The organism is Cytobacillus gottheilii (assembly GCF_018582665.1).
Taxonomy (GTDB): domain Bacteria; phylum Bacillota; class Bacilli; order Bacillales; family Cytobacillaceae; genus Cytobacillus; species Cytobacillus gottheilii.
Genome location: NZ_CP071709.1, coordinates 833,907 through 854,261, shown reverse-complemented (window position 1 = coordinate 854,261; position 20,355 = coordinate 833,907). Strand labels below are relative to the sequence as shown.

Here is a 20,355-nt window from a genome sequence, read left to right as displayed (position 1 = left end):
GAGGCTCAGCTTCCTCCCCGCGGAAAGCGAGTGTCTGCAGCGCAATGGAACGGGCTCAATCTAACACCTAAACTCATTGGAAAGGACATTTAGTATAACTTCAACAAATCCTCAAATTCCTCAATTACTTCATCATATTCGCTTACTTCACCAAATCCGTATTTGGCATATACAAATGGAATTCCCGCGAATCTTGCCGCTTTTAAGTCACCGTCCGTATCACCAACATAAACAGGGCTTGATAACTGATTTCGTTTGATGATCAGCTGAATATTCTCTCCTTTTGAAAGACCCGTACGCCCTGGATTCTCAAAATCATTAAAATACTTTTCCAGTCCATGATATTTATAAAAAGCTTCTATGTATCCTTCCTGACAATTGCTGACGATGAAAAGTTTATATTTTTTGGAAAGCTCCTTTAAGACGTTTTCAACATTTTTATAAGGGATACCTCCATGTTTTTCTATATAAGTATTTTCAACTTCAAAGCATTCATTTAAAATTTTACTGCGAACTTCATCTTCTAGAGCAGGAAATAGTTTTTTAGCAATGTCATCCATCTGCAGGCCCATTACCCCTTCAAGGTCTTCCCGAGTTAGGTCTTCTCGTATCTGGTTATTTGCCTGAATCACATTGTTCCAGGAAACTTTAATAGAATCTACAGAATCCCACAAGGTGCCGTCTAAATCAAAAATAATACTGTCCAATTTCAAATACCCCTTTCAAAAATTATATTCTCTCTCCATCCTAAACGATTGGTGAAAAAATAGGAAACATCTTAACCCTATTTTAAACATGTATTCATCTTCCTAAAGTATTATTTCCCGTGTTCAAGCTTTCCTCAGAAAAAGATCTGCTTGCTTCTGTTTTAAAAAGAGGTAATATCTAAATAATATTTATAAAATACAAAATTTTCACAAAATAATACACCTTCTAGTAAAAAAACCTTTAAAATAGGCCTATATCCATTTTCCACAGTCTCTCTTTTTATGACCCCTCGTTCTAGGTTGTTTCATTAAACGAATTTTTGGGAATGTTATTCCTACATAATTAAATTCATAGATTTGTCTTTATCGCCCCATATACCAATCTTTGAGATTCTAGCACATTCTACTGACCAGCCGGTTAGTAAACCCATCCGTATCGGTCTTTTAGAAGATTTCCAAATTATAGATTCCATTTTAAGGGAGGAGTATATATGAAAAAGTTTATTACATTCAGTATGATTCTTCTATTACTAGCAGGGGTGATTTCCGGATGCGTAGCACAGGCTGCCGAAGAGGAAAGCGCCATTACGATGAGACTTGCCCATAATCAGGGGGAAACACATCCTGTACATAAGTCACTGGTTGAATTTGCCAGATTGGTGGAAGAAAAGACGGATGGCAGCATAAAAATCAAGCTGTATCCTAATGGACAAGTAGGCAGTGAGCGTGAGGCTGTTGAATTAACGCAAACTGGGGCGATTGATATTGCAAAAGTAAGTTCAAGCACACTTGAAAACTTTTCTAAAGTATATTCTCTTTTCAGTCTTCCCTACTTATTTGACAGCCAAGAACATTACTATCAAGCCATGAACAGTGATATTGCAAAAGAAATCTATCAGACAACCTCCGATATTGGATTCAGCGGACTGACATTCTATGATTCTGGTACAAGAAATTTTTATACTGACAATGTAGAAATCACACATCCAGATGATTTAAGAGGCTTAAAAATCCGCGTGCAGCCGAGTCCTACATCCATAAAAATGGTGGAACTAATGGGCGGCTCTCCTACTCCGATGCCATATGGAGAGGTTTATACCTCATTGCAGCAAGGCGTAATTGATGGGACAGAAAACAATGAAACAGCTTTAACAGACAGCAATCACGGAGAAGTAGCGAAGGAGTATAGCTACAGTGAACACGCCATGGTCCCTGACATTCTGATTATGAACAACAGCAAGTGGGATCAATTAAGTGCAAAACAAAAGAATGCAATCACAGAAGCAGCTGAGGAGTCAACAGCCTTTCATAAAGAAGTTTGGGAACAGGCAGTTGAAGATGCAATTGAAGGGGCAAAGGATAAGGGTGTAAACTTCAGTACTCCTGATAAACAGCCATTTATGGATGCTGTTCAACCGCTTCATGATGAGTTTGCTGAAAAGAAAGAGACAGCAAAATACTATAAAGAAATCCGCAAACTTGTGGAAGAAGAATAACTGGGGAGGTCATTTCATTGCAGCAGATTAAAAAATGGATGAATACGGGAATCATCTTTATCACCTGTACATTATTGACGGTCATGGTCTTTATGGCCGTCTGGCAGGTTTTTTCCCGATATATTTTAAATTCTCCAAGCACGATTTCTGAAGAATTTCTACGCTATTCATTAATTTGGATTTCCATGCTTGGCGCAGCTTACGCATTTGGCAGCAAGAAACATCTGGCAATTGAGCTTTTTGTCTCTAAGCTTACATCTGATAAAGCCAGAAAGGTCAATATCCTAGCAGAAGGAATCGTTCTGCTGTTTGCCATCGTTGTGATGATCATCGGCGGCGCACAAACGGTCAGCCTTGCTACAAATCAATATTCGGCAGCATTGGGGATTCCGATGAGCACCGTCTATTTTTCTCTCATTGTCAGCGGTATTTTAATCGTTATGTATTCAATCATTTCAATCTATGAAATTATAACCAAAGAAAAGGTCCAAATGTATGCAGAAGAAGCAGAAGCAGCTGAGACCCTTCACTATCAGAATAAAAAGGAGGGCTTACATTGACACTAACAGCAGGACTTCTGTTATTATTTCTGTTTTTTCTACTATTGTTAATTGGTGTTCCGATTGCCATTAGTATTGCCGGCGCTTCGATTCTTACTATGCTGATCCTATTTCCGTTTGATGTGGCCGTGTTTACAAGTGCACAAAAATTAGTATCTGGATTAGACAGCTTTTCTCTTCTAGCTATTCCATTTTTTATTTTATCCGGAATCATTATGAATAACGGCGGAATTGCTATTCGATTAATTAATCTGGCAAAAATTATTTCCGGCAGAATGCCCGGATCTCTCGCACATACGAATGTGGTGGGTAATGCCTTATTTGGCTCAATCTCTGGAAGTGCCGTAGCTGCAGCTGCAGCCATTGGCGGAGTGATGTCACCGCTTCAGGAAAAAGAGGGGTATGATCGTACATATTCTACTGCTGTCAATGTAGCATCTGCTCCGACGGGACTTCTAATTCCTCCGAGCGGATTACTGATTGTTTATTCCCTTGTGAGTGGAGGAACTTCTGTTGCGGCTCTCTTCATTGCCGGCTATCTTCCTGGAATCCTCTGGGCCGTTGCAACCATGATTGTTGCTTATGTTATTGCAAAGAAGAAAAACTACCCGGTTTCAGCAAAGATTTCATTTAGTGAAAAATTAAAAGTCTTTTTGGATGCCATTCCAAGCCTGCTGCTTATTGTAATTGTTATCGGCGGGATTATTGCAGGAATATTCACAGCTACAGAAGGTTCGGCCATTGCGGTTGTTTATTCCTTTATCTTATCGCTTTGTTATCGTTCATTAAAGTTAAAAGATATTCCAAGAATCCTGGTGGAAACAGTTGAGATGACAGCTATCATTATGCTTCTTGTAGCAGCATCTTCTATTCTGTCTATTGTCATGAGCTTTACAGGTATTCCAGAAGCAATTACTTCAGGAATACTAAGCTTAACGGATAATCCAATTGTGATTTTGTTGCTTATGAATATCATTCTGCTCTTTATTGGTACATTTATGGATATTACACCTGCTGTACTTATTTTCACACCGATCTTCTTCCCGATTGTCAATTCCTTTGGAATGGATCCTGTACACTTTGGAATTATGATGTGTATGAATCTATGTATCGGGAGCATTACTCCTCCTGTTGGAAGTGCCTTGTTTGTAGGAGCAAGCGTCGGTAAGGTGAAAATTGAGCAGGTAACAAGGCCGCTTCTTCCTTTTTACGGAGCTATTCTTGTAGTCTTGCTCGCTGTCACTTATATACCGCAGATATCCTTGTTCCTGCCAAATCTGCTCGACTTATAAAGGAAATGCAGGTAGTTTAAAAGGCTGTCCGTATTGGACAGCCTTTTCATTATTAGAAATTTGCTTTGCACCTCTTCGGTCCTCAAACGATTCTATTTATTTTTTTATCATTACAGGCTACAATAAGGAAAGATTCTGACAAAGGAGCCAATACATATGACAAACTTTCAAACTGCGCTAGAGAAATATGCCGAACTTGCGGTTAAAGTCGGTGTCAATGTCCAAAAAGGACAGAAACTCGTCATTACGGCAACACTTGATGCCGCTGAATTTGTACGCATCGCTGTAAAAAAAGCTTATGAAACAGGTGCAAAAGAAGTAATTGTAAACTGGAACGATGACGGTGTTACTCGGACAAAGTATGAGCTTGCTCCACTGGATGCGTTTGAGGAATATCCAAAATGGAGAGCAGAAGAAATGAAGGAGCTTGCTGAAGGCGGTGCTGCCTTTATGTCTATCGTTTCTTCAAGTCCTGATCTTCTAAAAGGTGTTCAATCCGAAAAGATCAGCACATTCCAGAAGGCTTCCGGAAAAGCAATGGCGCCATTCCGCAAGTATATTCAATCCGATAAGGTCAGCTGGACTGTAATCGCTGTGCCATCGCAAAGCTGGGCAAACATGGTGTTCCCGGAGGCAGCTGAAGAAGAGCGTGTAAGTCTATTATGGGATGCCATCTTCAAAGCAACTCGCTCTGATTTAGACAATCCTGTTGAAGCATGGAAGCAGCATGATGAAACTCTGCATACAAAAGTAGACTATTTAAACGGCAAACGTTATAAAAAACTGCACTACACTGCTCCTGGAACTGACTTAACAATCGAATTGCCTGAAAAGCATATTTGGGCTGGAGCAGGCAGCATTAATGAAAGCGGCAATGAATTTATGGCCAATATGCCGACTGAAGAAGTCTTTACTGTTCCTTTTAAAACAGGTGTAAACGGCAAGGTTGCAAGCACAAAGCCATTAAGCTACGGCGGTAATATCATTGACAACTTCACTGTTTACTTTGAGAACGGAAGAATAACGAAAGTAGAAGCAGAGCAAGGAGAAGAAATCCTTAAACAGCTTGTTGATACAGATGAGGGCTCTCATTATCTTGGCGAGGTCGCGCTTGTTCCGCATAATTCACCGATTTCTCAATCAAACCTGCTTTTCTATAACACATTGTTCGATGAAAATGCATCAAACCATTTAGCCATTGGCAGTGCTTATGCTTTCTGTATTGAAGGCGGCAAGCAAATGTCTAGCGAAGAACTTGCAGAACATGGCTTAAACGAAAGCTTAACACATGTTGACTTTATGATTGGTTCTGCTGAGATGAATATCGATGGCATTACGGCTGACGGTCAGGAAGAACCGGTATTCCGTAACGGAGATTGGGCGTTTTAAGTTCTATTCATAAATAATCTTATACAGAAGGCTGGCCATATTGTTCATCATTGTGGCTGGTCTTTTTCATTCATTTCTCCCTTCTTATCCCAGTTATCCCAAAAGTGATAGATAATAGCACTCAATAAGGCAAAAGCTAAAAACATGAAAAACGTATTTACATTAAAATATTGATTATTTACATGATAAGATAAAAACCCCGTCATACTTTCAACATAGTGAAGATCTGCTATTCCATCCCTCTCAAGCAGCACACCCTTAATAACCTCCCGATATTCATTTAACTCCTTCCTCTGATATAAAAACCCTAAAATAAAATGAAGGATTAAAATAATCATGGTGAAATACAAATATTTATTCTTTATAGAGTATGAGCGAATAAGAATGACTGAAAAAAGGACGAGACAAATAAGAATTGGGATTAGTATAAAAAACAGAATTAGCGCGGGGTTTCCGTTCCCAGATATTGTTCCAGGGGGTGGAGTCATTGAATTTCCCACTAAAAAAAGGATCAAGCTAATAAAACTTAAAACAGCAAACATAACACATGAAAATCTCACTCTCTACACTCCCCACTGAATCAAGATAAGCCTCAATCTATTCTAGCCGTATACTGCTATTCTGATGATACAGCATTGAGAATCTCATACTGCTATCCCGCTCATTATTTTGTATGACAAATAGCCCGGGCAAATTCAATACCCGAGCCATTTTTTACCATCCGCTATCTTCTTTTTAATCGCAGCAACTTCACCTTATCATCATGATCGGCCACTGCTTCAATTTGATACTTTTCCGTATTTAAATAGATGGATGTACCTGTGTCGTTTTTAAATGTTTCTCCGAATTGCTTAAATATCTTTTCTGCCTCAGTTAGGGTTGTTCTTAGACGTTCTCCAGGAATTTCAGCTGCTGTCACCTTACTGTCTTCAGCATTATAATAATAGGTGATTTCAGGATACATGACATACGGGCCTTCCTCTTTCACGCCTTCCCGCATGTAATATGGTTCAGACTTTTTTATTTCTTGTATATTGGTGCCTAGCGGGTATGGGCTTCCAACTGGAATGCCTTGCTTTGCTTTTGCCAAGAGATCTGTATTTAGCTCCAAATCTTTAAATGGATAATAGAATGCATTTTTTTCATTTAAACTATCTAGCCAGAAGTCTACTTTCTCTTTATCTGTAATCGTTTCTTGGTCCTGTTCAACTAGCTTTAGGGTCTCTTCATTTAATCCCCATGTTGTAAAGTATATGGTATCTGAAGAACTGTCTCGCTTTATTGTCTGAAGATATTTTTGGTTTATGTTTCTGATTGTAATATCATTTAAAGATTCGATTTCTCCATTGCTTATTAGCTTTAATTCTCCATTGTCAATTCCCGCAAACAGATATTGGCTATGCACCTGATCTATTTGTTCAGCCACAGCAAATATCGTTTTCTTTCCAATTTTCAAAGGGTAAATTTGCTCATCATTCCCTGTTTTAAAAGTGAGTATTTCTTCATCGTTTAAAACATTTTGTTTATAAGCTACCGTTGAATCTTTTTCAGCTAGGTAAAATGCATAATGGCCAGAATAGAAAACATCCTTTTTTTCTGCATTTTTAGCGTATACAAACACGTTATAATCATAACTGCCATCTTTAACTTCAAATTTGAAAAGAGATTCCTCTTTAAGAGTAACCGTATCCATCTTTTCTTTACCTTCTGCAATTACAGCTGGTTCTGTTTTTTCCTCTTTTGCTGCATCTTTTGCCTCTTCCGTTTCAGAAAGTGTCTCCGATTTAATTGACGCGATCGTGTCATACGAACAAGCCGTCAACAATAATAAACAAACTGTTATATAAAATTTTTTCATGATAATCTCCTAATAAAGCATCCATTCATATTTTAGTAATCTCATAATTAAACATTCACAGAGATTTAACCAATTATCAGTGTAACAAATGGACAATCAATTCACAAACCCATTTATTACAAAGATTACAAAAGAATTATAAATTTGTAGTATTTATAGGTAAATTGAATGTACTTTATCCTAAATAACAAAACCGTCTCAAAGAGAAGACATACCTTTACACAAAAATGAAGCACTTAAGCAATTAAAAAACCAAACAAATTTAACAGTTAAAAATGATCTGCTAAAATGTTTGGTTTGATTATTGGTTAAAATATGGACCTTCAGCCTCTATTAAGATTAACGATTATCAATGGTCTCTGGATATAGATCATGGTTCATCAATCTGAACTCAGCCATTTTTTCGTATTTTGTGCCTGGTTTTCCATAGTTCGTGTAAGGATCAATGGAAATGCCGCCTCTAGGCGTGAACTTGCCCCACACCTCGATGTAACGCGGATCCATTAGCTCAATTAAGTCATTCATAATGATATTCATGCAGTCTTCATGAAAATCTCCGTGATTGCGGAAGCTGAACAAATACAGTTTAAGCGATTTGCTTTCCACCATTTTCTGATCTGGTATATAACTGATATAAATTGTCGCGAAGTCTGGCTGTCCTGTTTTAGGGCATAAACTCGTAAACTCTGGACAATTAAATTTTACAAAATAATCACGGTTTGGATGCTTATTATCGAAGCTTTCTAAGATTTCTGGGGAATATTCAAATAAATATTGTGTCCCTTGATTCCCCAGCAGGGTTACCCCTTCTAATTCTTCATCTTTTCTTCCTGTCATGCTAGTGCCTCCTTGGATTGCATTTCATGCTGGAATGAGGGAATTGAATATAAAAAAACCATGCCCTCCATGGACATGGCTGAATGCAATTCATCCGTTCCATAGTTTTTTATAGAGGGTAAGTGCTATGAACCTCTCTCATTTTGCGTGAAACGCATATTTTAAAATACCAATATAACTATAAAAAACTTTCGATAGTGTGTCAATTACTTCAAAATATCTAATAATAACGTTATGATTGACTAATCTATTCGAAAGGTGGTATTTTCATGAATTTTCTGCTTGAAAGAACAGATTCTGAAGAAAAACTCTCTCTAGAAGCATTGATTCAAGGAAAACCAAGTGTTGTGGTGTTTGTACGCCATCTTGGCTGACCTGTCTGCAGGCAGTATCTCACGCAGTTGCGTGAGCATTATGATGAATTTTCAAAGCGCGGTTATCAGCTGATTGTTATTGCACCTTCTAAAGGCAGCTTTATCAACATGTTCTTAAAAGAGTTTGGTCCTTATCCATTTCCGATTTTAGGCGATCCTGCAAGAGTTGCCTATAAAGGAATGGGACATAAGACAATGCCAAAATGGAAGCTGCTCTCCAAAGCTGCCTTTGGTTTTGTTACCGGAAAAGTAAAAGGATTTGTCCCAGAAGACGAAAAGCAAAAAAAGTTCGTTATGGAGTCAATGAAGACACAAGATGTTTATATTCAAGGGGGAACTTGGGTTTATTCTAGTTCAGGAAAAGTCCTTTGGAACCACATTGACGAATCACCTGAAAATCATGCACCCCTTGCAAAAATAATGGAGATTATGGACAAACATAAATAATTTTGTCGAGAAATGTTTTAACTCTTCTCATGGTGGTAAACAAATAATGCAAGGCCATTACGACTTGCAGAAGGGACTGGTTCACCTTGAAGAACATAACAGCGACTTCAGATTCTTGTCTTGGCATTGCTTTGGATCAAGGAGGGTTTGCAGAGCGCTCGATAGGCACTCTCGTCTTTAACCGATATACTTAAAATCGGACGGCCTCAGTAAACGTACCTTGAATGTCCGTTATACGGACCAAAAAGGTGCATTCCCATAAGCGGAATGCACCTTTTTATTTGCACTTTTTAGCTATTGAAAAATTTCTACAAGCTTGCTTTTATTTTTATAAAGTGGTCAATAAACTCTGAAGGATTTTGTTTCACATAAAAAGCATTTACACCGCTCCTGGTATGTAAATAAAGCAGCCCCGTGCCTGCGCTGGTACTTTTATAGGAAACATCCCATACGTCTCTTATATAATGAACATGAAATTGTGTTTCAATGCGATCTTCATATAGTATAAGCGAAAGTTCTTCTTCAATGATTTTCTGCTCAGTCCATTTGATCTGCCTGCTGACTTTTATATAAGGATGCTGTGCAATAAACCGCAACAAATCACTCCTCTGTGTCTCTATCATTTCCTATTCTGAATTAGGTCCCATATTTCTTTTAATACCAGCATCTCTTCTTCTGTAACAAGGTCCCATTGAATTCCTTTTGGCTTAAACTGCTCTCCCCATTCTCCCCTTCCCTTTAACATCCTATAATACGTTATATCCATTCTCATTCCAAAAGAAAACCTCAATTTAGGAGAGTTAATGTTCTTTTAAGCAGTTGTTTTTCAAAGTGCAGTATATCCAGAAGAATAATATGCCGAAAAAAATAAGTTCAGAGCGCAAAACTCTAAACTTATTTTTTTTCACTTCCTATTTTATTTTTTCATATTTTCCTCAATTCAATTGTTCATTATCAGTTCCCTTTTCTTGCATTCCCTTATTCAATCGTGACTGCCAGCTCCTTAATCAGCAGTGACGGCGAACCAAATGCAAGCGAAAATTCGAGATCTGAACCAACTTCTTCAATTTGCTGAAGCAAGTCAAAAAAGTTCCCTGCAACCGTCATTTGTTTTAGTGCTGTTTTGATTTCTCCATTTTCGATAAGAAAACCGCCTGCTGCAATCGAGAAATCACCGGAAACAGTATTGGTTCCTGAATGCAGTCCCGAAAAAGAAGTTACCAAGATACCATCACCCACTTGAGCTACCAGATCAGGCAAATCTTTTTCAGCAGGGATAATATAAAAATTAGAAGGTGCGACTGTTATAGTTCCTTTATATGATGCTTTATAAGCATTTCCCGTAGATTCCACATTATCCTTTTTCGCTGTTATGCTATTATGCAAAAATGTAAGGAGGTTTCCGTCTTTAATGACATCTTTTTTCCTTGTTGCATATCCTTCACTGTCAAAATTTCCGCTTCTAACTCCATCCCCGTAAAATGGATCATCAACAATATGCACATGCTCTGCCGCTACTTTTTGCCCTAATCTCCCCTTTAGAAGTGATTGGCCCTTCTGAATCTGTTCAGCAGAAAAAATCGGTGAAAATGTTTGAAGTAAAGCTGCGGCAGCTTTATTGCGCAGGATGACAGAATAATTTTTGCTATCTGCACTTTCAGCATTCAACTTAGACAACGCCTCTTTTACAGCATGCTCCGCAACGTTCTTTGCTGCTAGTGAATGGTAGTTTCGAGTGACGCGTGAAAACACTCCATTTTTCACTTCTTTTCCTTGTTTTACAATAACGGATACGGAGAGGCCAATATGATTTGTTCGATCTTTAAGCTCCAGTCCGTTGGAGTTCACTAATCTTTTTTCCTTTTCTGAGCTGCTTAAAGATAGAGTATTTGTACCTGTTACGCGCTCATCAAAAGCATAAACCTCTTTTTCTATCTCTTTTAAAAACTCAATTTTCTCCTCAATAGATACATCGTTTAATTCCTCAGAATAAAAGGTATGGTCGCCATATTGTTCTGATCCTTTAAAAATCTCTTCCTGAACATCCTCTTCAATTAAAAGAGAATTCGCTTTTGCTTCGTTAACCAAATATTGAACAGAATCTTCATCTGTATTTTCTGTATAAGCATAGCCCATCTTTCCGTCCATTTTTCCCCGAAAAGAAACGCCTAATGTTTCAGATGTTTGATATGAATCGATTTCTCCTTTGTAAAGCTTACAGCCTAAACTCTCTACTTTTTCCGAATAGATTTCCATATCTGTGAAACCAAGCTGTTTTCCAAGTTGGAATACTCTCTCCTGAAAATCTTCTATTCTCATCTTATTCTTCCCCCTTTCTTCCGCCAACGGTCATCTCGCTTACACGAATCATCGGCTGCCCAACATTTACAGGGAGACTGCCGCTTAACGACCCGCACATGCCCGCTCCATGGGCAAGATTGTTTCCGACCATATCAACAAGCTTCAATGTTTCAGGACCATTTCCAATTAAAGTTGCCCCCCTTAACGGTTTGCCTATTTTTCCGTCTTTTACTGCATAAGCCTCCATGACCGCAAAGTTGTAATCACCTGTCGTTGTATTCACTTGTCCGCCGCCCATGTATTTCGCATAGATTCCATGCTCGGTATTGGCAATGATCTCCACTGGTGTCGACTTTCCATTGGCGATATATGTATTCGTCATTCTTGAAGTTGGAGCGAAACGATAAGACTGTCGTCTGCCTGAGCCTGTCGAGGGCATTCCCATTCTTCGTCCGTTCAGCTTATCAATTAAATATCCTTTTAGAATTCCATTTTCAATCAGGACATTCTTTCTCGCGGCTTCTCCTTCATCATCAATCGCTAAAGAACCCCACTCATTTGCAAGCGTTCCGTCATCTATATAGGTAACAACATCAGATGCTACTTTTTCTCCAATCTGATCAGCAAACACAGAATTGCCTTTTGCCACACTTGTTGCTTCAAGACCATGCCCGCATGCTTCATGGAAAATAACGCCGCCAAATTCATTATCAATAATAACGGGAAACTTTCCGCTTGGACATGGATCGGCACCTAGCATCGTTACCGCAATTCGCGATGCTTCTGAAGCGTAATGATTTAAATCCAGACTCTCCATAAATTCAAAGCCCTGATGTGCACCTGGTCCATAATAGCCTGACTGCATCCCTTTGCCGTCTGAAGCAATCGATTGAATTGACAGCCTGCTTCGCACACGCTTATCTTCTACAAACTTCCCTTCAGAATTCGCAATAAGTACATGTTGTTCTTCGTCTAAATAACGAATACCAACCTGCTGAATGCTGGAATGATAATTCTTTGCTATTTCATAAGCTTTTCTCATTACATCGGCTTTACGCTGTTTTTCAACCTCTCTTGGAAAAGCAGCAATTGAATGAGCTGATACGATTTTTTCTTGTACTAAAGGGCTGGCTGTGACATTCCTCTCCCCTTTAATTCCTGCTGCAGCCTGATAGGCAGCCTTTAGCAAGCCTTCTTTTGAACCATCCGTTGTATAGGCATAAGCACTTTGAAAACCTTTAAATACTCGAATGCCAATGCCAAAATCGCGGCCAGATAGACTGCCCTCTACTTTGTTCTCTCTTAGTGACAGCGTGTTGGCAAATCGATCCTCTGCGAATACCTCAGCAAAATCTCCCCCCGTTTGGAGTGCTGCTGTTAATACATCTTCAATTACGGATTTTGCAAGCATAATTCCCCTCCTAAATAGAAAAGCGCAATACCTCATTGACCGGTGAAAAATTCACTCCTTATAAAAGGCAAAAATTGCGCTAAACATTAATTATTTTTATACAATTCTAACTATTCAAATCATACCTTATTTCGTCAGACGAAACAATTATTTTCAAAAAAGAACGATTAGAGAGGTTCCTGCAGATTCCTGCAAATTCCTCTAAATCGTTCGGTTTATCTTTAAAACAATATTTATGTTTATAAAACTCCAGAAAATAATCTTGCGAATGACTCCTTCGTTCTCTCCACAAAACCGCGTTTGTAATACTGGACGGGACTGATTTTCTCACTTTCGCGCATGTCTTCCTCAAAATGAGCCACAAGTTCACGAATACTGCTTGTCTCCAGCAGAAATACATTCACTTCAAAATTCAAGTGAAAGCTGCGCATATCAAGATTGGCTGTCCCAATGGTTGCCAAATTGCCGTCTATGATAATAAGCTTCTGGTGCAAAAATCCCTTTTTATACGAATAGATCTCCACACCATATCGAAGCAGCTCAGAGAAATAAGATCGGCTCGCATATTGGGTCAGGAACCCATCGTTAATTTCTGGAACGAGGATGCGCACTTCAACCCCTTTTGCAGCAGCTACCCGAAGAGCTGTCCGGATTGATTCATCTGGCACAAAATAGGGAGTGGCAATCCAGATCGAATGCTGAGCTGAAGCGATCATGGCAAAATATAAATCGCCCATGATTCCAGGCTGAGTATCTGGTCCGCTTGCTACAACTTGAATAGCTCCATCAACAACATCTTCATTGACAGGGTGCTTTTTTTCTTCACGGTACAACTCCAGCACATCTTCTCCGCTCACATACTCCCAATCCAGCAAGAAAATTGTGTGCAGTGTGTATACCGCTTCCCCCTGAAGCATCATATGCGTGTCGCGCCAGAAGCCTATTCGTTCGTCCTCACCTAAATACTCTACACCGACATTTAATCCGCCGACAAACCCAACCTTCCCATCGATGACCACAATTTTCCGGTGATTACGGAAATTAAATTTCTGATTGAAAAAGCCGTATTTAAGAGGGGAAAAAATCTTCACCTGAATACCTGCTTCCTCCATACGGCGCACATGTTTTGGGGACATTGTCATACTTCCTGCTGCATCATATGTAAAAAGAACTTCAACGCCCTCTTTCGCTTTCATCATTAGAATATCTATAATTTCTTTTCCAAGCCGATCCGAACGAAAAATATAATATTCCATATGAATATATCTTTCGGCACGAAGCAATTCCTCTTTAATAGCTTGAAACGTTTGTTGTCCATTTTTTAAAATTGTCGCTTTTGATGCTGTTGTCATTGGGGTTAAAGCGGACTCGTTCACATACCAGGCAAAGTTTCTCTGATTATCATTTAAAAATGAGATATCAGGCGTTTCCTCTCCTTTTATCATCCTTTTCCATTCTTCACGATCTCGCCGTCTTTTGCTTTTAAATAAATAGCCCTTTAAATACAGCTGACCTGAAAATAAATAAAATAAGTAGCCTGCCACTGGGAAAAATAACAGTACATACATCCAAAGGAGTGTATGCTGGGGAGAACGGTTTTCAAGCATGAGAGAATAAATGGTTATGAAGATAATACTTCCATATAAAATCAATGCTCCAATCTTATACGGCTGGCCAATGTCTGTAAACAAAACGATATAGGCAATCAAAATAATAATTATTACAAAAGCAATTTCTATTCTGCGTCGTTTTCTCATCCTTTTTCCTTCTCTCATTCAAGATCATACATTTTGTATACCCTGATGAGGGCATCGGAGAAACAATTGTCTTCTAGTATTTCCAAATGACTGTGCCTTTAACGTTAATCTGCTTTATGGTATATACTAATGGAATGAATGAAAGGAGGATATTTTAAATGGCTTCAGCTGCGATCAGCATACGTCCCCTGCTTAAACAAGACGGGGAACTTTATAAAGTACATAGACTTGAGGCCTTACAGCAGCACCCTGAGGCATTTGCAGCAAGTTATGAGGAAGAAAAATCTCAATCTGTACAATCGTTTGAGGAACGCCTTTCTTCTAGTAATGCTATTACCTTTGGCGCCTTTGCAGGAGATGTATTAACAGGAAGTGTTACCCTGTTTCAGGATAGCAAGGTAAAGATGCAGCATAAAGCTTATCTATTCGCTATGTATGTATCGGAAGCACACCGCGGAAAGGGTATCGCTAAGACTCTGATAAGTGAAGCAATTAAAAAGGCAAGAGAGTGTGCTGATATTGAACAGCTCTATTTAACTGTCATGTCTGAAAATCATTCAGCGAAAAGGCTTTATGAATCTTATGGTTTCAAAACCTATGGGGTTGAAAAAAATGCTTTAAAGGTAGATGGAGCTTATTATGACGAAGATCATATGATGTTAATATTGAGGCACTAATTCCAGACTATCTGTTTTATCTGACCCATTCACAAAACGAATAAAAGGTGAATTTCGGTCACCATGGCAGTGGCCGTACTCACCTTTTCCTCTTTCACTGATACTTCTTTACGATTTCCTGCAGCTTCAAAGCCAGCCCCATTTTCCCCTCAACTTTAAGTCCTCCAGTCATAAACGCGACTGTTGTGTTGAGATTATCCTTTAATAGTTTCGAAAAGTTTTCTTCATTCAAATGAAGTATGACTTCGGTGTTTTCTGCTTCACCTTCTTCAATTAAAACTCTTCCATCTTGAATAATAATCTGCAATGGCCCATACTCTGCTAAATTCACTTGAAAAATCCGATTTTTTTCATCTTGAATAAACTTTGGATGTTCATTCATTTTAGAGACAAGTTCATTTAATTCAGCTATAACAGACATTTCTAATTTCCCCGCCTTTTCTGTCCTATTATGATTGAAAACACATAATCTTTTCGTTAATTTCTCCAGATTATGAACCTTCTTTCTACATTAATTACGACAAAGAAAGCGGAAAAACCTTCATGAAATGAATATGAATTCATTTTTTTTATTTTACTGCCATGGATATTTTGATCCATACTTTTTGGCTCTTTCTTCACTGTCTTTTCTTCTGTTTTTACGGTTCTCTGCACGATCCTTTGCTGTAGCGTAAAGGCTTTTTTCTTCATCCGATTCCGGTATGACTTGCGGCACTTCAGCTGGACGGCCATCTTCATCAATCGCCACCATTGTTAGAAACGAAATCGCACAGACATTTCGTTCCCCGCTTAAAAGATTTTCCGCAATCACCTTCACAAAAATTTCCATTGAGGTTCTGCCTGTATACGTGCAATATGCCTCTAAACAAACTGAATTTCCTTCGTAAATGGGGTGAAGAAAATCCACCGAATCAGTTGATGCTGTTACAACAGCCTTCCGTGCGTGGCGCATCGCTGCTATTGCGGCAGTATCATCAATATACGCCATCAATTTCCCGCCAAATAACGTTCCATAATTATTTGTATCTGGCGGCTGTACAATACTCGTTTTCACCACAAATGATTCTTTGCATCTCTTTTCTTTAATCATCCCATACCCCTCCAAAATTACACTCACTTAAAGAAGGAATCCCTCTTCCTTCCTTTTAAAATATCTCCCATCCAGCCTTTCTTTATGAGTAGAATATAAAGCGCAGCAGTTGATCCAATGATGATCAATAATGAGAGCGGATATCCCAGTTTCCAATCAAGCTCAGGCATAAGCTTAAAATTCATGCCCCACAAAGCTCCCCAAGCACTTACAGGAGTAAAAAGAGTCGTAATAACAGTTAGCGTTTTCATAATCTCGTTCCCTCTATGTGTGGAAACCATTTCTTCAAAATTAACTAATGTATTAATCTCATCTTGATACTCTTGAATTAGCATTGAGCCCCGTTTAATTCTATTACATACTCGTTTATATTCAGGCAAATTTGACTCCTCACTTCCAAAAGCTTCATTAAGGCCGATCTCAAGCTCTTTAATAGGAATCATTAAATTTTTCCATACCAAAAGTTCATGTCGTAATTTATAGATTTCTTCCAATCTTTTTATGCTATTTTTTTTCTTCACTTTCCATAACAAATCATTTAGCCTTATTTCAAATTGGTCAATTTTTTTTATGCTGTACGACAATATTTCTCCAAGAAGAACAAAAAAACCTTCAATTCCATTGTGAGCATGCTCCATCTTTTTCATTAATGTATCCTCTTCTATTACATCTATGGCTTCTAAATCGAAACCTACTGTATATAATGAGTTCTCTGTTATGAAATAATGGAAAATTCGATTCTCACGCTGCTCATCAATTGTTTGCTGATAAATCAATGAACCTCTTACCGATTCTGCATTTCGCTTTGTTGAATCTATGGTTAAAACATTAGTTTCACTGTCCTGCAAAGAATCAATCCATATCTTAAATACTTCTTGAAAAGGCGGAGCGATCTTCATATCCAGTTCTTCCTCATGATTATAGTGAAGCCATTTCCAATTCGAATATTTAAATGCCTGCCCCATTATCAATTCCTCCGTTTTTTATGATACTTTCTCATTTTTTTAAGGATTATTACAAAATATTTCCCTTTTCTTCTCTTCTATAAAACCCATTATTCTAAAAACCTATTCTTCTGTTGTTTGCCTTTTTCTTATTTTTGGATGTTTCCTATCATTCTTGGCGGGGTATTCATTAAACATGCTAGAAAAATCTAAACAATAGGAGGAGTTTTGACTATGAATTCTCGTCCACTTAACTCATATTTATTGGCAGGAGTAGGAATCACAAGTGTTTTATTACTTGCAAGCAAAGCTAACAGAAACAAGGTGCAAACCGTAACGGTTAAATTTAAAAACATGATTAGAGACAGATTTGCCAACGAAGATCTTCCGCTCAAAAAAGCTGGCCATCCGGATCCTCAAGATATTGAAGATAACAAAATGGTTAGTGAAGGGGCAATGTATTCAGTCGCCTACTATAATGAAAATGAACAGCAGAAATAACCTAAGGGCCTCTTGCCCTTAGGTGTTTTTTGAATTTGTTACTCTATGACGAATAAATACAGTATGGAATATCATTTTGGTTAGGGGGATACTATGGGCTTTTTATTCATTGGTGCTTATTTGGCTGTTGTATTAATCGTTATTGAGATAAGTGCGATGTTATTTGAGTATACCGGATTGGATAAGCAAATATCCCGTTTTCAGGCAACTTCTATGCTGACAGGCACGGGATTTACTACTGGAGAGTCTGAATTAATCATTGATCATCCGATTAGAAGAAAAATTTGCGGTTTTTTAATTTTTTTTGGAGCGTTTTCTCTTGCCGTCATTATTTCGGCTATTTCGAATATATTGGCAGACGATTTTTATACATCAAAAATCGCAATTATCGCTGGTGTCCTTTTCATCCTGCTGCTTATTTTGAAAATACCTAAAATCAGAAAATTGTTATCAAAAGAGATGACACATGAACTTGAGGAAAAGTTTGATCTGCAGGATATGCCAATGAAGGATGTCTTCTTAATGGATGAAGACGATGCATTAGTTAATTATACGATTGAAGATTCTTCTAAATATAATGGTAAACTTGCAAAAGAGCTTATTCAAGAGTTTGATCTGACAGTACTTTTCATTAAAAGAGGTGAGAAAATTATCCGAAATGACATCTTACACACTAGCCTGCACGAGGGTGATATATTATATCTATTTGGAAACCAAAAGGAAATCGAGGATGCATTTGGCTCATAGGCTATTGCATCCCCGCTACTAATGGTTTTAAACGTTCCTTGCCTCTTCTAATTCTTGTTTTCACTGTCGACAAGGGAATGTTCGAACTGCGGCTAATTTCAACAAGAGTTTGATTATGATAATAAAATAGAAGCAGTGGTTCCTTATAAATTTCAGGTAAATCCTCTAACGTCTCTTTAACTTCCTTATTGGTATCTTTTTGGATGATCTCATCTTCTAAAATTGTATTTACTAAGGAGTAATCATCATTCATATACGCCTTCTCCTCCCAATACCGCTGCTGTGCCTTTTGTTTTCTCCAATGATCACGGCATTTATTAATACCTATTTTAAATAGCCAGTTTTTCATCTTTGTCTGTTCCTGAAAGGACGGCAAGGCAATAAAAGCTGCCATCAGCACATCCTGATATAAATCCTCAGCCAGCTGCTTATGTTTTACGAGTGAATAGATATAATGGAACAGCGCGTTACCATGCTCTTCTATACATTCTTCAAATTGCTGCTGCTTCGTATTTTGATTCAATTGGAGGTCCATCATGATAACGGGCCTGCCTCCTTTCTATTTATCTTTCACTCTAATAAACGAAATCTGACTTACCTTTCCCTACACTTTTTTCTAATTTTTATGATTTAAAGTCAATGCGCTTAACAGGCATTAAGTTTAAGTTGACACCGATGACTTTGCATATGGTCACATAGTGCATCAGCATTAATAAGACTGCTCCAGCATTGATCCCCATAATGATTCCATCCATTTGAAAAGAAGGCATTGAGCCTAAAAAGTACATAACAGCATAGGAGACGATCGTAGACCACACCGAATGAAAGAATGCATCTTTCATTAAGCCGAGACCAATGAGAAATGCCTGCATCGGAATAATAAAGAAATGGAGCAGGAAAAACGGCCATAGCAGCTGCAAGTAGACAGAGGCGTCTGGCGAATGAAAAAACTCCGTTGTTAATTTTTCTGCAAAGATATAGAAAAAGAGAACAGCAGGAATTCCGTATATGAAGGTGATTAAAAATACTTGCTGAAGCAAATGCTGCAGTCTTGGCAGGTTTCTCTCAGCATATTCTTTTGACACAGTAGGGATCAGCATAATCATAAAGGAATGGGCAATAAATGCCGGGAAAAATCCAATTGTCATCGCTATTCCTGCTACCATACCGAAATGCTCTGTTGCTACCTCTGCCCCTACACCTGCTTTGATAAGTGCTGCTTTTATGAGGAATGGCTGAATCGCATGTGTAATGGCATGAAATACACGCAAACCAGTCGTTGGGATTGAAACAGAGAGTAAATCATTTCGAACACTTTTTCCTGCTAAGGCTTCTTTTGGAGATCTTTTCATCTGCTGGTAATGGATCACAAACATATGAATTAAATAGATAAACACAATGGCTTCACTGCCGATCAGTGTACAGAAGGCAACAAATACAGCCATTTCAATGCTAAATTCAAACATTTGGTATAGACTGGCCAGTAAAATCAGCTGCATTAGCTTTCTTAATAGATTTGCAGCCGCAATTTTTCCCATTAGATTTTTCCCCATAAAATAGCCTCTGGCAATAGAAGAAAAGGATACAAATGGAATAAAAGCAATGACGATCCATTTTAAAGCTGGATGGAATTCGTTGAATACACTGATATGAGGGATAATAAATGTAACGATTGGAAGCACGATAATGGTAAAAATCACGGTCCATTTCAATACATAATTCAGCATACTATAATGCTGGTTCTTGTCCTTTTCAGCGACAAACTTTGAAATGGATACAGGCAGTTCAAAGCTTGCCAGCAATATGATCAGAAACACTGTCGGGAGAATAGACATATACATACCGAGCCCCTGCTCACCAAGTTCCCTCGCCAGCACCATGTTTACAACAAACTCAATACACTCTCCAGCAAATGCGGCAACTGCCAGCAAAATTGTCCCTTTAAAAAATGTTTTCATCTAAACTCT

At 38.3% G+C, this 20,355-nt stretch carries 20 protein-coding genes, 1 pseudogene and 1 riboswitch; of the genes and pseudogenes, 8 read left to right on the top strand and 13 right to left on the bottom strand.

Features of this window, described 5'->3' with window-relative positions; all coding sequences use genetic code 11:
* Positions 1-89 precede the first annotated feature (89 nt).
* Complete coding sequence (locus tag J1899_RS04105) at positions 90-707, bottom strand: HAD family hydrolase (protein ID WP_214477797.1); 618 nt, start codon at positions 705-707, stop codon at positions 90-92.
* A 491-nt stretch (positions 708-1,198) separates the two neighbouring features.
* Between J1899_RS04105 and J1899_RS04100 the strand changes: the two genes are divergently transcribed.
* From J1899_RS04100 to J1899_RS04085, 4 genes are all read left to right on the top strand, one after another.
* Positions 1,199-2,203 (top strand): TRAP transporter substrate-binding protein, encoded by a 1,005-nt coding sequence (locus J1899_RS04100; RefSeq protein WP_066449632.1) that lies wholly within the window; start codon positions 1,199-1,201, stop codon positions 2,201-2,203.
* Positions 2,204-2,220: 17 nt separating this feature from the next.
* Complete coding sequence (locus J1899_RS04095; protein WP_214477796.1) at positions 2,221-2,763, top strand: TRAP transporter small permease; 543 nt, start codon at positions 2,221-2,223, stop codon at positions 2,761-2,763.
* Entirely contained in the window at positions 2,760-4,055 is a 1,296-nt protein-coding gene (locus tag J1899_RS04090) for a TRAP transporter large permease (protein WP_066449640.1), read from the top strand. Before J1899_RS04095 ends, J1899_RS04090 begins: the two co-directional genes overlap by 4 nt.
* 156 nt (positions 4,056-4,211) lie before the next feature.
* Positions 4,212-5,444, top strand: a complete 1,233-nt coding sequence (locus tag J1899_RS04085) for an aminopeptidase (RefSeq protein ID WP_214477795.1) — start codon at positions 4,212-4,214, stop codon at positions 5,442-5,444.
* A gap of 47 nt (positions 5,445-5,491) precedes the next feature.
* Here J1899_RS04085 and J1899_RS04080 read toward each other — a convergent pair whose 3' ends face one another.
* The 3 genes from J1899_RS04080 to queF form a co-directional block, all read right to left on the bottom strand.
* A complete protein-coding gene (locus tag J1899_RS04080; RefSeq protein WP_156495825.1) occupies positions 5,492-5,698 on the bottom strand; it encodes a hypothetical protein in 207 nt (68 codons plus the stop codon).
* Between the two features lie 470 nt (positions 5,699-6,168).
* Positions 6,169-7,302: a hypothetical protein gene (locus J1899_RS04075; RefSeq protein ID WP_214477794.1), complete on the bottom strand. Its 1,134-nt coding sequence runs from the start codon at positions 7,300-7,302 to the stop codon at positions 6,169-6,171.
* Positions 7,303-7,641: 339 nt separating this feature from the next.
* Positions 7,642-8,139, bottom strand: a complete 498-nt coding sequence (gene queF, locus J1899_RS04070) for a preQ(1) synthase (RefSeq protein WP_066449650.1) — start codon at positions 8,137-8,139, stop codon at positions 7,642-7,644.
* Between the two features lie 95 nt (positions 8,140-8,234).
* Positions 8,235-8,281, bottom strand: a riboswitch (PreQ1 riboswitch).
* A 244-nt stretch (positions 8,282-8,525) separates the two neighbouring features.
* Here queF and J1899_RS04065 point away from each other — a divergent pair.
* Positions 8,526-8,960 (top strand): annotated as a pseudogene (locus tag J1899_RS04065) (peroxiredoxin-like family protein); the annotation flags it as partial.
* 308 nt (positions 8,961-9,268) lie between these two features.
* On the opposite strand, the gene J1899_RS04060 reads toward J1899_RS04065, so the two are convergent.
* The 4 genes from J1899_RS04060 to cls all read right to left on the bottom strand — a co-directional run bounded on the left by J1899_RS04060 (position 9,269) and on the right by cls (position 14,429).
* On the bottom strand, positions 9,269-9,556 hold the full coding sequence (locus J1899_RS04060) for a hypothetical protein (protein WP_214477792.1): 288 nt from the start codon (positions 9,554-9,556) through the stop codon (positions 9,269-9,271).
* A 382-nt stretch (positions 9,557-9,938) separates the two neighbouring features.
* Entirely contained in the window at positions 9,939-11,279 is a 1,341-nt protein-coding gene (locus J1899_RS04055; protein WP_214477791.1) for a TldD/PmbA family protein, read from the bottom strand.
* A gap of 1 nt (position 11,280) precedes the next feature.
* Positions 11,281-12,672, bottom strand: a complete 1,392-nt coding sequence (locus J1899_RS04050; protein WP_214477790.1) for a TldD/PmbA family protein — start codon at positions 12,670-12,672, stop codon at positions 11,281-11,283.
* Positions 12,673-12,911: 239 nt separating this feature from the next.
* On the bottom strand, positions 12,912-14,429 hold the full coding sequence (cls, locus tag J1899_RS04045; RefSeq protein ID WP_214477789.1) for a cardiolipin synthase: 1,518 nt from the start codon (positions 14,427-14,429) through the stop codon (positions 12,912-12,914).
* Positions 14,430-14,587: 158 nt separating this feature from the next.
* Between cls and J1899_RS04040 the strand changes: the two genes are divergently transcribed.
* Positions 14,588-15,106 (top strand): GNAT family N-acetyltransferase, encoded by a 519-nt coding sequence (locus J1899_RS04040; protein ID WP_214477788.1) that lies wholly within the window; start codon positions 14,588-14,590, stop codon positions 15,104-15,106.
* Between the two features lie 94 nt (positions 15,107-15,200).
* Here the strand turns inward: J1899_RS04040 and J1899_RS04035 are convergent, their stop codons facing one another.
* From J1899_RS04035 to J1899_RS04025, 3 genes are all read right to left on the bottom strand, one after another.
* Positions 15,201-15,527, bottom strand: a complete 327-nt coding sequence (locus J1899_RS04035; RefSeq protein WP_214477787.1) for an SCP2 sterol-binding domain-containing protein — start codon at positions 15,525-15,527, stop codon at positions 15,201-15,203.
* A 153-nt stretch (positions 15,528-15,680) separates the two neighbouring features.
* Complete coding sequence (locus J1899_RS04030) at positions 15,681-16,196, bottom strand: acyl-CoA thioesterase (RefSeq protein ID WP_214477786.1); 516 nt, start codon at positions 16,194-16,196, stop codon at positions 15,681-15,683.
* A 23-nt stretch (positions 16,197-16,219) separates the two neighbouring features.
* Positions 16,220-17,161, bottom strand: a complete 942-nt coding sequence (locus tag J1899_RS04025; protein ID WP_214477785.1) for a magnesium transporter CorA family protein — start codon at positions 17,159-17,161, stop codon at positions 16,220-16,222.
* 213 nt (positions 17,162-17,374) lie between these two features.
* Here J1899_RS04025 and J1899_RS04020 point away from each other — a divergent pair, with 213 nt between their 5' ends.
* Both J1899_RS04020 and J1899_RS04015 read left to right on the top strand, forming a co-directional pair.
* Entirely contained in the window at positions 17,375-17,641 is a 267-nt protein-coding gene (locus J1899_RS04020) for a hypothetical protein (protein WP_066449679.1), read from the top strand.
* Between the two features lie 93 nt (positions 17,642-17,734).
* Entirely contained in the window at positions 17,735-18,388 is a 654-nt protein-coding gene (locus J1899_RS04015; RefSeq protein WP_066449681.1) for a cation:proton antiporter regulatory subunit, read from the top strand.
* Between the two features lies 1 nt (position 18,389).
* Here J1899_RS04015 and J1899_RS04010 read toward each other — a convergent pair whose 3' ends face one another.
* Entirely contained in the window at positions 18,390-18,926 is a 537-nt protein-coding gene (locus J1899_RS04010) for an RNA polymerase sigma factor (protein WP_214477784.1), read from the bottom strand.
* An 85-nt stretch (positions 18,927-19,011) separates the two neighbouring features.
* Positions 19,012-20,346 (bottom strand): polysaccharide biosynthesis protein, encoded by a 1,335-nt coding sequence (locus J1899_RS04005; protein ID WP_214477783.1) that lies wholly within the window; start codon positions 20,344-20,346, stop codon positions 19,012-19,014.
* Positions 20,347-20,355: the final 9 nt, after the last annotated feature.